The following is a 12,386-nucleotide window of genomic DNA, read 5'->3' as shown; positions in this document are numbered from 1 at the left end:
AGCGTTTGTCGATGTAAGTGTGCAGCCGTTGTCGTGTCGAGTGTCCGGACCGGTTTGACCGTGGGGCCATGTGGCTCTATGGTGGCAGGCATGGTGGACGGCACGGTGCAGCGGCGGCGTGGGCCCGGCCGGGGTGTGTCGTGGCGCTACGACGGTCCCCGCTCGGTGCTGCGGCTGCCGCTGGATGTCCACGATCCGCGGGTGCGGCGGCATCTGGAGCGGGTGTTCGCGGCCGGGTTTCGGGTGCGCCGGGCGGTGCAGCGTGATGCGGTGGCCCGGCTGGCCGCGTACCGGCGCGCGCTCGCCGGTCCGGCTGCGCCCGGTCCGGTGGCGGTGCGGGAACGGGTCGGGTTGACGTTGGGCGGGCTGGAACGCGCCGCCTACCGGCACCTGGACGCGGCCCCGCACCTACGCCGGTATGTCACCAAGGCTCTGGCGATGCATCTGGCCGACGGGGTGTGGCAGCCGGTGGACCGGCACCTGTTCCCCGACACGTCGGGCCGCCGGTCCGGCCGGCCGGGGGTCGGGTCGTGGTGGGATTTCCGGACCATGCCAGGCCGGGCCCGGTCCCACACCACCGCGCGGAAATGGGAGACATGGCGACTCGTCGGCACCCTGCCCGGCCACCGCCACGCCCACGACCACGACGGCCGGCTGCGCCAGCCCCGGGCGCTGCGCCCGGTGGCCGCGACCCGCCACGGCGTGCCGGTGCGGTCCTGGTGGGAGCATGACAGCGCGTTCGCCGTCATCCTCACCGGCACCGGCGAGGGAGATCTGGTCCTGCCGGTCCGGCTCCCACAAGGCCCCGGCCGCCAGCCCGTGGTGGAGCATTACCTCGGCAACCCTGACCGGTGGCACAAAGTTGATGTGGTCCGGTCCCGCGACCCCGGCCGGCCCGGCGGCTGGCGCTACGAAGCCCACCTGAGCATCCTCGGCCCGGGCCGCACGGCGCCCGCGGTCGCCGCCCGCCGCCACGCCGCCGCCGGGTTGCACCGCCGCGGCGGGATCGACGTCAACGTGTCCAACCTCGCCGTCGTCTCCGTCCCCACCCACCCGTCCGACCCGGCCGGAATGGTGGCCACCTACCTTGCCAAGACGGGTGCCGACCGGGAGCGGCTGGCCGCGCAACAGCTGCGGCAACGCCGACGCAACCGGGCCCTGGACCGCTCCCGCCGCACCAGCAACCCCGCCCAATACCGGCTCTCACCACGCCAGCAACGCCGCGCCGACCGCCGCCACGCAGCCGCTCTGCCACCCGTCACCGTGACCACCCCGGGCGGGCCACGGCTCGCGAACGCGGCCGGAACACCGCGGCAGGCCTACCACCGCGACACCCTGTCCAACGGGTACCGGCACCTACGTGCGCACGCGGCCGCCGATGGCGCGGCCCGCACCCGATCCGGGCACACCCGCGCCCGCATCGCCGCCGCCCGGATCGTCGCCGTCCACGGCCCGCACCTGACCGTCGAGGACTGTGATCTCAGCACTTGGGCGCGGCGGTGGGGCCGCGGCATCCACGCCTTCACCCCCGGCATGCTGCTCCACGCGATCAGCCACGAGACGCCAAGGTCGCCGAAGTTGCCGGGGGTGGCGGGCTGCAGCGGGCCGGGACCCGGCACACCGCCTGGACCCAGCACTGCCTCTGCGGCACCCGCGTCCCCAAACAGCTGCGCCACCGCCGGCACCACTGCCCGGCCTGCGGCCTGACCGGCGACCGGGACCTCACCGCCGCCCTCATCGGCGCCCACACCGTCCTGACCCAACCCGGCACACCCGGTTCCGCGCGGGTCGACTGGGACGCCGCCCACCACACCTTGGCCACCCACGGGGTGGCCGCCATCAACCACGGGCTGCAAGGAGCCCGGACCGAGTCAACCGGACACCACCGCCCCCACCAGCACAACGCTGGCGGACCGCGGCCGCAACGCAGCACCAGCCAACCCACCCGGGACGGCCGGTGCCGGCGTGCTCGGCGAACTACCGGCACGGTGACCCCGACAACCCCGGACCACCCCCACACTCAGTGCGGGGCCACACCGGAACGACGAGGACCACGAACCGGACTGTTGCCTAACCCAGACACAAAACCTGGATCACCAAACAGAACTTAGTCCAGCCACTGGCGGACGGCCAGGAGGGCCGACGGGCCGTTGTCGTCGGTGACCATCTGGGCCAGGTCGGCGATCGTCACCGAGCGCAGGGACGCCCGCCACGCGTCGTCGGCCGCCGCCATCGCCCGGTGCACGGGGCACGGGCGCGTGCACGCCTCGGCCGGGGTGGCCAGGGGGCCGCGCTGGCGGATCTCGGTGCACACGAACGCCGGGGTCGCCCCGTCGACCGCCGTGACCACGTCCAGCACGGTGATATCGGCCGGATCGCGGGTAAGCGCGTAGCCGCCGGCGTGGCCCTGCACCGAGTGGATCAGGCCGGCCCGGGCCAGGCTCTGCAACTGCTTGGCCAGGTAGCTGCCGGACACGTCGTGCAGCTCGGCCAGCCGGGCGGCCGGCACGGGCCCGCGGGCCGCGGTCAGCACCACGCAGCAGTGCACGGCCCACTCGACACCACCCGACATCTTCACCCGCCCATCCTACTTGACTCGGACAGGTGTTGTCCGGGTAGAGTTCTTCTCAGACAAAGTTTGTCCGAGTTGGAGGTACAGTCATGAAGGTCGTGGTCTTCGGCGGCACCGGCTTGATCGGCCGCAAGCTCATCGCGCTGCTGCGGGAAGCCGGGCACGACCCGGTCGCCGCGTCACCCAGCTCCGGCGTCGACACCATCGCCGGGATCGGCCTCGACGAGGTCCTCGCCGGCGCCGACGTGAGCGTGGACGTCACCAACTCGCCGTCGTTCGCCGACGATGACGTGCTCGCGTTCTTCCGCACCTCGACCGCCAACCAGCTGGCCGCCGCGGCCAAAGCCGGCGTCGGGCACCACGTCGCCCTGTCGATCGTCGGCACCGACCGGGTGCCGGGCAGCGGCTACCTGCGGGCCAAGGTCGCCCAGGAGGAGCTCATCACCAGCGGCCCGGTCCCGTTCACGATCGTCCGGGCCACCCAGTTCTTCGAGTTCGCGGCCGGCATCGCCGCCTCCGCCACCGGCCCCGACGGCACCGCCCACCTGACCCCGGCCAAGCTCCAGCCGGTCGCCGCCGACGACGTTGCCCGGGTCCTCGCCGGCGCCGTCCAGGCCCCACCGGTCAAGGGCGTTGTCGAGCTCGGCGGCCCCGAGAAGATCGGCCTCGACGACTTCGTCCGCCGGGCCGTCGGCGAGTCGCCGGTCGTCGTCACCGACCCGTCCGCCACCTACTTCGGCGCCCACATCGACGACGAGGTGCTGACCACGGGCCCGGACGCGCACATCGGCGCGATCAGCTACGCGGACTGGCTGGCGGCCCGGTCGTAGGGGAGCCCGGCCTCCTGGAACACGAGCCCGGCGCTGCCGTTCGTGGGGTCCCAGAGCTCCTCGTTTCGAGCCAGGGCGCGGAGGTACTGCCGCTGCTCCGCTTCGGGCAGCGCCCGCAGCAGGACACCCCAGTCGGAGCGGGCGGTGGAGATGCTCGCGATCGGCGCGAGGGCGAGGGCGGCCGGCAGCAGCCGCGCCTTGTCCCGGACCCGCTCGACGGCCGCGGCGACCAGCGGAAACCGGACGTGCATCGAGAACTGGGGCGGCGTCGTGCCGAACCAGGTCTCGATGGCCGCCGGGTCCGCCAACGCGGCCAGGATCTCCGCGGTGGCGGCCTCGTCGTCGGCGAGCGCGGGAGCCAGGGCGGCACAGGCCCGTACCCCCGGATGCGGATCGGTTAAAAACGGCCGCGTGTCCTGACCCAGCTCGGCCATGGTGAGCACGATGGCGGCCCGCTCGTCGGGCTCCGCCTTGGCCGCCAGCCCCGCCAGCTGATCGCTCTGCGCACCGCACGCGCCGATGGTCGCGGCCGCCGAAGCCCGCACCCGCGCGTCGCCATCGCCGAGGGCGGACCGGGCCGCGGCGGCGATGGCCGGCGTGACCTCCCGGCAGCCGTCGACGGCCCGCTTGTACACGGCGTTGCCGAGGGCCTCGTCGCCGTAGATGACATCGTCCTCATCGTCCTCGATGGCGGCCCGCAGCTCGGCCTCCCGCGCGGGCGTCAGCTCCTCGGCGTCCACCTCGGTGACCCGCCCGGCGGTGGCGACCGCGCCGAGGAACCTGAGCAGGTTGGCCCGCATCTCCGCGTCCTCGGCGCCGGCCAGCCGCGGATCGTTCACGAGCTCGGCGACGGCCAGGGCCGCCGGCGGGGTCGCCAGCCAGGGCGTACCTTGGTGGATGATCGCACCCCAGAGGTGCTGCTGCGCGGCCCGCTTCGCCTCCACATCCCCGTCGACGAGCGCGGCCAGATGCCCGGGCGTGTCGGTGGCCCGGCCATACGCGTGCAGCAACAACCCGAAGTCGACCATCCGAGCAACCTATCCCGGACCTCGACGCGGCCGCTCACGAGCGTGCCGTCCGCATCGTCGTCTCGAAGGTGTTCGGCGACGCGAGCGGCGGAGGTCGATCGGGGGCGATCAGTGCGGGTTTGCAGTCGCCCGTCTCAACCCGCCGCCGGCCCGGACCTGAGCGCGGTGTAGAACGCCTCCGGGTCGCCGGACAGGGCCTGCTTCACCATGCCGGCGAGCTGGTCGACCACGACCTCCCACCGCCCGGCTTCCAGACCGTCGAGCGCGGCCCGCACCACCACCACCGGATCGTTCAGCAGGCTCTCCGGCACGCCACGGCCCGCGACCATGTCGGTGTCGACGGCGGTGACGATGACGCCGGTGACCTGTGTGCGCTGCGGGGTCAGCTCCAGGCGCACGGCGTTGGTGAGGTTCCACTGGGCCGCCTTCGCCGCGGCGTAGGCGCCGTTGCCGGGCGAGGCGAACCAGGACAGCGCCGACAGGACGTTGAGGATCGCGCCGTCGGCGAGCTGCGGCGCGAACGCCCGGGTGACCGTGAGCGTGCCCCAGAAGTGGGTGTCGAGCTCGTGGCGGATCTCGGCCAGGTCGCCGGCGATCAGGTCGGCGTTGGTCGCCACGCCGGTGTGAGTGTGCGGTCCCTGCGCTACTACGAAGAACAGGGCCTGCTGACGGCCGAGCGCACCGGCGGCGGGCATCGGCACTATCCGGAGCCGGCCGTCGCCCGGGTCGCGCTCATCCAGCATCTGTTCTCGGCCGGGCTGCCGAGCCGGACCATCGCCGAGCTGATCGTCCACGTCGACGCGAGGGTGAGCACGCCGGAGTCCCGGCACCGGCTGGCCACCGAGCGGGACCGCATCGAGGGGCAGATCGCCGACCTGACCGCGGCCCGCGACCGGCTGAACGAGGTCATCGCCGTCTCCAGCGACCCGGGCGGCGGCTGCCGGTACGAGCCCGCCTCAGCCGGCTCCTGACCGCATCGAGACGACGTCGTGGCCGGTGTCCCAGAGCAGGGTCAGCAGGGCCCGGACCGACGCCGGATCGGTGCCGGGCACGATCACGGTCGTGCCCGGGCCGCACGGCCGCGTGCGGACCTCGCCGAAGCGGCTGCGGATCAGGTCGAGCAGCGACTCGGACAGCCGGCCGCCCACGTCGAACTCGGCGTGTGCCATCCGGTCACGGTCGGCGGCGGGCGGAGCGCGGCGCAACACCCGGGGGCGGGAAGTACCCCGGGTGCTCAGATGAGCCCGAGGGCCCGGGCGGCGCGGACCGCGTCCTGGCGGCCGGCGACGCCGAGCTTGCGGTACAGGCTCTTGTTGTAGGCCTTCACCGTGTTGATGGACAGGAACAGGGCCGCGCCGATCTCGCGCTGGGTGGCGGGGCCGGGCAGCATCCGCAGGATCGACAGTTCCCGGTCGGTGAGCGGCTCGGCCAGCGCCCCCGTCCCGGCCGCGGCCCGGGCCGCACTACGCCCGATCCGGGTCTCGGCCGCCTCCAGCCAGGTGTGCACGAACGGCGGCACGGGCTCGTTGTCGACCAGCTCCCGGGCCCGGGTGACGGCGGCCCGGCTGCCGGCTCCGAGCTCGGTGTCGGCCCGGAACACCAGCGCGACGACCTGGTCGGCGACGCGGCTGGCCAGCTCGGCCAGCCGCAGGGCACGGGCCAGGCGGTCCGCGGCCCGGGCGGGGTCGCCCAGCCGGTAGGCGCGGCGCCCCTCGACCAGGCGGACGGTGGCCACATACGCCGCGGCCGCGTCGCCCCAGTCCCGCTCGGCCGCGTCGGCGGCGGGCACCGCCTCGGCGAGGAGCCGGTCGAGCTCCGCGTCGGCGTCCAGGGCGAGCAGGGCCAGGCCGAGCTGCCCGGCGGTCTGCAGGTCCACCCCGGCCGACCAGGTGCCCTGCCCGCGCAGCCGCCAGAATCCGGCCAGCAGCGGCACCGCGTCCGCGAACCGCCCGGCGAACGCGTACGCCATGCCGGCCGTCATCCCGACCACCGGGTGCGGGTCCGGCCCGGCCGCCGCCTCCAAGGCCAGGGCCTGCTCGGCCAGCGCGGCCCGGTCGATGTCCGCCGCCCACACCGCCCGCAGCGCGAGCTCGGCCGCCTTGGCGTTGCGCCAGTACGGCACGACCGTCGACGCGTCCAGCTGCCCGGCGCACACGTCCAGCCAATGCCCGATCCGGTCCCGGTTGCCGGTGGCATCCGCGGCATACGTCAGAAACAGAGCCAGCGTCGGGGGTACTGTCGCCGCCGGCTGCCGTTCCCCGAGGGCGAGCAGCGCCGCCGCCCAGCCGCGGGCCAGGAACCACTGCTGGTGCGCGATGAGCAGCGCGGCCGCCTCGGCGTGGTCGCCCGCGTCCTGCCGGCAGCGCACCGCGTCGTCCATCCGGCCGTGCTCCTCGAACCAGCGGGCGGCCCGCCGCAGGACGTCGCGGGCGGCCGGGTCCGGCGCGGCGCCCGGGGACCAGCCAAGCGCTTCGCGCAGGAGACGGTGGCAGCGGTACCACTCCCGGTCGAGCGACACCACGAAGAGGTCCGCGCGTTCGAGGTCGGCCAGCACCCCGGCCGAGCCCGCGACGTCCAGGGCGGCGTCGCACAGCGAGCCGGACAGCAGCTCCAGCGGTGCGGCCCGGAGCAGCAGGTCGCGCTGGGCCGGGGCGAGCGCGGGGAGCACCTCGGCGGTGAAGTAGTCGAACAGGTGCCGGTCGTCGCTGTGCGGTGCACCGTGGCCGCGCAGGGACAGCCCGGCCAGCTGCAGCCCGGCGGCCCAGCCCTCGGTGCGCTCGAGGATCGCGGCCGCGGCCGCCGGGTCGAGCTCCGTCGCCGCGACCGCGGACAGCAGGCCGAGCGACTCGTCGCCGGAGAAGCGCAGGTCGGCCGCGCGGACCTCGGTCAGCTCGCCGCGCACCCGCATCCGCGCGAGGGGCAGCGGCGGGTCGGCCCGGGTCGCGATGACGATCCGCAGCGTCTCCGGCAGGTATGCGACCAGGTACTCCACGCTCTCGTGGATGCCGGGATGCGTGATGACGTGGTAGTCGTCGAGCACCAGCACGTGCCGGGCCGTCGCCGCCGCCAGCTCGTTGAGCAGCAGCGGCAGCGCCTCCGCGGTCGGGCCGTCGGCCGCCGCCAGCAGCGCCTCGCCCGCGGCCGGACCGATCGCGTCGCTGGCCCGGCGCAGTGCCGACAGGACGTAGCTCCAGAACCGCACGGGCTCGTCGTCGCCTTCGTCCAAAGACACCCAGGCCACCGGTACCCCCGCCGCGGTCTCGGAAGCCCAGCGCGTCAACAGGCTGGTCTTGCCCCAGCCGGCCGGTGCGGCCACGACGGTGAGCTTGGCCGCGGTGTCGAGCCGCCGCTCCAGCCGGGCCCGCGGCAGCAGCGCGGCCCGGACCGGGGGGACGGCGTACTTCACCGCGAGCAGCGGGCTGGGCGGCCGGTTGGGCACGTTCGCAGTCTGGCACCCCGGGTGCTTCCCGCCAACGGGTGGTGCGCCGGCACCCCGGACCGCACGACGCTGGCCGCACCTCGATGTCTCGGCCGAGGAGGCCATCATGAAGACCGTTCCCCGCCGGCAGGTACTGCGGGCGTTCGGGCTCGGCGCGGCCACGGTCGTCGTCGCCGGCACCGGTGCGCTGGGCTACCGCGTCTACGACACGGCGGCGCTGAGCCCCGGCCAGGGCGACGCCTACGACCCCTGGCGGCGCTGGCGGGACGGGCCGGGCCTGCTGGGCGCGGTCGCGGCGGCCGTGCTCGCGCCCAGCCCGCACAACACCCAGCCGTGGGTGTTCGGCGTCCGCGCCGACGCCGTCGACGTGTTCGTCGACGCCGACCGGCACACGGGGACGGTCGATCCGTTCCGGCGGGAGCAGTACATCGGCGTCGGCTGCGCCCTCGAGAACCTCGTCCTGGCCGGCCGGGCCCGCGGCCTGGAGCCCGACGTGCGGCTGCTCCCCGACGGGCCGGCCGGGGCGCGGGTCGCCACGGTCGCCGTCCGGCCCGCGGCGCCGGTGCCGAGCCCGCTGTACGACGCGATCGGCGACCGGCACACCAACCGGGGACCGTTCACGGCCGACCCGGTACCGGACGAGACCCTCGCCGGGCTGGTCGACGCCACCGGACTCCCGGGCGTCGGGGTGCGCTGGATCGCCGACCCGGCACCGCGGGCCGCCCTGAGCCGCCTGCTGGTCGACGCGGCCGCCGCCCTGTGCGCCGACGAGCGGCAGTCCCGGGACAACTTCGCGTGGTTCCGCCCCGGCGACGCCGACATCCAGCGCCACCGCGACGGCCTCACCCTCGGCGGCCAGGGCTTCGGCCCGCTGAAGCTCGCGATCGCCAAGCTGCTGCCCGCGTCCTCGCGCACCGACGGGGACCGGTTCTGGCTGGAGCAGACGACGACGGTGCACACGGCGACCGCCGCCGCGTACGGCGTCATCACCACCGCCACCCCGGACGACCGGGCCGTCCAGCTCACCGCGGGCCGCCTGCTCGAACGCGTCCACCTCACCGCGACCGCCCGCGGCCTCGCCCTGCACCACATGAACCAGGTCACCGAGCGGATCGACCGCGAGCACGCGGCCGGCGCCGCGCCCACCTTCGCCCCGCGCTTCGCCAAGCTGCTGTCGCCCGGCGAGCACCCGCTGCTGACGTTCCGCGTCGGCCATCCCGTCCGCCCCGGCGCCCCGAGCCCGCGCCGGCCCGCCACCCAGGTCACGAAGTAGAGGAGACCACCATGATCGAGCGAACCACCGTCGCGATCGTCGGCGCCGGCCCGGCCGGGCTGCTGCTCGCCGGCGACCTGGCCACCGCCGGCGTCGACGTCACCGTCCTGGAGCGCCGCGGCGACGAGTCCAACCTGACCCGCGCGTTCGGCGTGCACGCGCGGACCCTCGAGCACCTCGACGCCCGCGGGCTCGCCGACGAGCTCGTGGCCGGCGGCGCCCCGATCCAGGCCCTGCGCCTCTTCGACCACCTCCAGATCGACCTGTCGGTGCTGCCGAGCCGCTTCCCGTACCTGCTGATCACCCCGCAGTACAACGTGGAGCGGGCGCTCGAACGCCGCGCCCGCGCGACCGGTGCCCGCATCGTCCGCGGCGCCGCCGTCACCGGGCTGCGCCAGGATGCCGGGGGCGTGGACCTGACCGTCGGCGGCTCCACGGTCCGGGCCGACTACGCGGTCGGCGCCGACGGCGTGCACAGCTTCGTGCGCGAGGCCCTGGGCCTGCCGTTCCCGGGCCGGTCGGTGCTCTCCTCGATCATGCTCGCCGACGTGCGGCTGACCGACCCGCCCGCGGACGTCCTCGCGGTCAACGCCGTCGGTGACGGGTTCGCGTTCATCGCACCGTTCGGCGACGGCTGGTACCGCATCTTCGCCTGGGACCGCACCAAGCAGCTGCCCGACACCGCCCCGGTGACCCTCGACGACATCCGCGCCGTGACCCGTCGCGCCCTGGGCACCGACCACGGCCTGACCGAGGCCCGCTGGCTGTCGAGGTTCCACAGCGACGAGCGCCAGGCCCCGCACTACCGCGCCGGCCGCGTCTTCCTGGCCGGCGACGCCGCGCACGTGCACTCCCCGGCCGGCGGCCAGGGCATGAACACGGGCCTGCAGGACACGGCCAACCTGGGCTGGAAGCTTGCCGCGACCGTGCTGGACCGGGCCCCCGCCGGCCTGCTCGACACCTACGAGCGGGAGCGCCACCCGGTCGGCCGCCTCGTCCTGCGCAGCAGCGGCACCATCATCCGGATGGCGATGATCCGCTCCCGCGCCGGCCGCTTCACCCGCAACACGATCGGCGGCGCGGCCCTGCACCTGCCACCGGTGGCCCGGAAGGTCGCCGGCACCATCTCCGGCATCGGCATCGACTACCCGGACGCGCCCCGGGCCGCGGACGTCGCGCTGCTCGGCGGCGGCCGGCTGTACGAGGCGCTGCGCGCGGGCGCGTACGTCCTGGTGGCCCCCGAGTCGGCCCGCCCCGCCCTGGCCGGCCGGGAGGACCGGGTCACCCTGGCCCCACCGGCCGACCCGGCGACCCCGTGGACGCTGGTCCGCCCGGACGCCCACGTCGCCTGGCGCGGCCGCCCGGACGCCCTCCCGGCCGCACTGGACCGCGCGGTCCGCAACGCGATGCCCGCCCGCCGCTCATGATCCCCGGGCGGCCGCCCCTTCAGCTACGATCTTCGATATGCGATCGCCGCTGCGGGTGCTGGTCGTCGGTGCGCTGGTGGCCGCCCTCGCGCCGGTCCTGAGCAGCGGCGGGACGGCGGCCGCGGACGTGTCCTGGACCGGACCGCTGAGCACGCGCGGCCGCTACATCGTCGACGCGACCGGCAGCCGGTTCAAGCTCAAGGCCGGCAACTGGCACGGCGCGAGCGGCACCTGGAGCGGCTCCGGCGACGTCGAGGACGACGCCGCCCACCACGCCGGCGAGAACTCCGGACGCATCCCGCTCGGCCTCGATCGAGTACCCCTGCCGCAGCTTCTTTCGCAGTTGCGGGCGACCGGGATCAACAGCGTCCGGTTGCCGTTCTCCAACGAGATGGTCCACGACCAGCGCCCCGTCACCGACGGCGCCGTGGCCGCCAACCCCGGCCTGCGCGGACTGACGCCGTTACAGGTCTACGACGCGGTGGTCGGCGCGCTCACGGGCGCCGGCCTGGCCGTGATCCTGAACAACCACACGAACACGACCCGCTGGTGCTGCGGCGTCGACGGCAACGAGCGCTGGAACGCCAGCCAATCGGACACGACGTGGGAGTCGGACTGGCTCCTCATGGTTCGCCGGTACCGCACGAACGCCCGCGTCGCCGGCGCCGACCTCTACAACGAGGTCCGGCGCACCGTGTGGGACGACCCCAACTGGGGCCTCGGCGACGGCCACGACTGGTTCGCCGCCGCACAGCACGTGGGCGACCGCATCCTGTCCCCGACGCTGGTGCGCTCCGACAAGCTCGTGCTGTCCGCACACTTCTACGACTACACCGGCCCGCACCACAGCGGCGCGACCGGCGTCGGCGAGACCAGCGACCCGCGCTATCGGGACCTGGGCCGGGACGAGCTGTACTCCACGCTGTACCAGGAGGCCTTCTACGTCGCCGAGGAGTCGGCCCAGCACTTCAGCGCACCACTCTGGGTGAGCGAGTTCGGCATCGGCCGGTTCGGCAGCGACGCGAAGAGCCGCGCCTGGTTCGCGACCTTCGTCGACTACCTCGTGCAACACGACACCGACTTCGCATACTGGCCCCTCATCGGCTGGCAGTCCGCCGGGACGGGCAACGGCTGGGCGCTGCTCAGCTACGACCGCTCCGGCGCCCTGCTCGGCATCGACGACGGCACCGACTGGCGGGCCGCCGACTGGCACCGCCTGGTCGACAGTCCAGGGCGGACAGGCATTGTTCCGGGGGTACCGCACTGGTCGATGCTCAGCCCCGATCACGGCGACTTCATCGAGTCTCTGCGCATGCGGGCCGGCGCCGACTTCGACCCGGGCGCCCGCAAGGCCGCGTGCCCGGACGGCCAGCGCCTGGCCGGCCTGGCCCACGACGGCAACCGAGCCCTGTGCACGGACGCCACCCTGGCGCTGCGGTGGCCGCCCGGAGCCGCGGCCCAGACGGTCACCGACGAACGGTACGCCACCCCGGACTGGGCCTCCGGCTACACGAAACTCCAGTGCCCGGCCGGCGCGTTCCTGATCGGATACGCCGTCCGCGGCGCGACGGTGTCGAGCGCCCTCTGCGCACCGTCGGGCTCCACGCTCCCGCCGGGCGGCCGCACGGTGTGGTTCGACCGCAGCGACAACCGCCCGTCCGGCGCGCCCGGCGGGGACTTCGCGACCGGGCACTACAAGGGCCAGTGCGCGGACGGCGAGTACGCGGCCGGGATCGCCTTCACCCGCCGGCTCGGCTCCAACGGCGCCCCCGCCGCCCTCTACTGCCGCCCCGCCATCTGACGCTCTCGGACTCGAG

At 74.7% G+C, this 12,386-nt stretch carries 11 protein-coding genes; 6 read left to right on the top strand and 5 right to left on the bottom strand.

What is annotated here, in order from left to right; genetic code table 11:
• Positions 1 to 90 precede the first annotated feature (90 nt).
• Positions 91 to 1,707, top strand: coding sequence for a hypothetical protein (locus ACIA8L_RS19885; protein WP_395906470.1), 1,617 nt, complete (start codon positions 91 to 93; stop codon positions 1,705 to 1,707).
• A 400-nt stretch (positions 1,708 to 2,107) separates the two neighbouring features.
• Here the strand turns inward: ACIA8L_RS19885 and ACIA8L_RS19880 are convergent, their stop codons facing one another.
• Positions 2,108 to 2,572, bottom strand: coding sequence for an RrF2 family transcriptional regulator (locus ACIA8L_RS19880; RefSeq protein WP_395908031.1), 465 nt, complete (start codon positions 2,570 to 2,572; stop codon positions 2,108 to 2,110).
• 89 nt (positions 2,573 to 2,661) lie between these two features.
• Between ACIA8L_RS19880 and ACIA8L_RS19875 the strand changes: the two genes are divergently transcribed.
• Complete coding sequence (locus ACIA8L_RS19875; RefSeq protein ID WP_395906468.1) at positions 2,662 to 3,402, top strand: SDR family oxidoreductase; 741 nt, start codon at positions 2,662 to 2,664, stop codon at positions 3,400 to 3,402.
• Here the strand turns inward: ACIA8L_RS19875 and ACIA8L_RS19870 are convergent.
• Together ACIA8L_RS19870 and ACIA8L_RS19865 are read right to left on the bottom strand one after the other, a co-directional pair.
• Positions 3,372 to 4,430, bottom strand: a complete 1,059-nt coding sequence (locus ACIA8L_RS19870; protein ID WP_395906466.1) for a hypothetical protein — start codon at positions 4,428 to 4,430, stop codon at positions 3,372 to 3,374. The genes ACIA8L_RS19875 and ACIA8L_RS19870 overlap by 31 nt on opposite strands.
• Before the next feature lie 134 nt (positions 4,431 to 4,564).
• On the bottom strand, positions 4,565 to 5,047 hold the full coding sequence (locus ACIA8L_RS19865; protein ID WP_395906464.1) for an SDR family NAD(P)-dependent oxidoreductase: 483 nt from the start codon (positions 5,045 to 5,047) through the stop codon (positions 4,565 to 4,567).
• Between the two features lie 6 nt (positions 5,048 to 5,053).
• Between ACIA8L_RS19865 and ACIA8L_RS19860 the strand changes: the two genes are divergently transcribed.
• Positions 5,054 to 5,401 (top strand): MerR family transcriptional regulator, encoded by a 348-nt coding sequence (locus ACIA8L_RS19860; RefSeq protein ID WP_395906462.1) that lies wholly within the window; start codon positions 5,054 to 5,056, stop codon positions 5,399 to 5,401.
• Here ACIA8L_RS19860 and ACIA8L_RS19855 read toward each other — a convergent pair.
• On the bottom strand, positions 5,387 to 5,599 hold the full coding sequence (locus ACIA8L_RS19855) for a hypothetical protein (RefSeq protein ID WP_395906460.1): 213 nt from the start codon (positions 5,597 to 5,599) through the stop codon (positions 5,387 to 5,389). The genes ACIA8L_RS19860 and ACIA8L_RS19855 overlap by 15 nt on opposite strands.
• Positions 5,600 to 5,664: 65 nt before the next feature.
• A complete protein-coding gene (locus ACIA8L_RS19850) occupies positions 5,665 to 7,869 on the bottom strand; it encodes a LuxR C-terminal-related transcriptional regulator (protein WP_395906458.1) in 2,205 nt (734 codons plus the stop codon).
• Between the two features lie 106 nt (positions 7,870 to 7,975).
• Here ACIA8L_RS19850 and ACIA8L_RS19845 point away from each other — a divergent pair, with 106 nt between their 5' ends.
• The 3 genes from ACIA8L_RS19845 to ACIA8L_RS19835 are packed head-to-tail and all read left to right on the top strand — an operon-like array spanning position 7,976 to position 12,370.
• A complete protein-coding gene (locus ACIA8L_RS19845; RefSeq protein ID WP_395906457.1) occupies positions 7,976 to 9,142 on the top strand; it encodes an Acg family FMN-binding oxidoreductase in 1,167 nt (388 codons plus the stop codon).
• 11 nt (positions 9,143 to 9,153) lie between these two features.
• Complete coding sequence (locus ACIA8L_RS19840; RefSeq protein ID WP_395906455.1) at positions 9,154 to 10,569, top strand: FAD-dependent monooxygenase; 1,416 nt, start codon at positions 9,154 to 9,156, stop codon at positions 10,567 to 10,569.
• Positions 10,570 to 10,606: 37 nt separating this feature from the next.
• Positions 10,607 to 12,370, top strand: coding sequence for a glycoside hydrolase family 5 protein (locus ACIA8L_RS19835; protein ID WP_395906454.1), 1,764 nt, complete (start codon positions 10,607 to 10,609; stop codon positions 12,368 to 12,370).
• Positions 12,371 to 12,386 lie beyond the last annotated feature (16 nt).

This window comes from Dactylosporangium sp. NPDC051541 (assembly GCF_044454505.1).
Lineage (GTDB): Bacteria > Actinomycetota > Actinomycetes > Mycobacteriales > Micromonosporaceae > Dactylosporangium.
The sequence above is the reverse complement of the archived record's forward strand: the minus strand, read 5'-3'. Positions and strand labels throughout refer to the sequence as shown.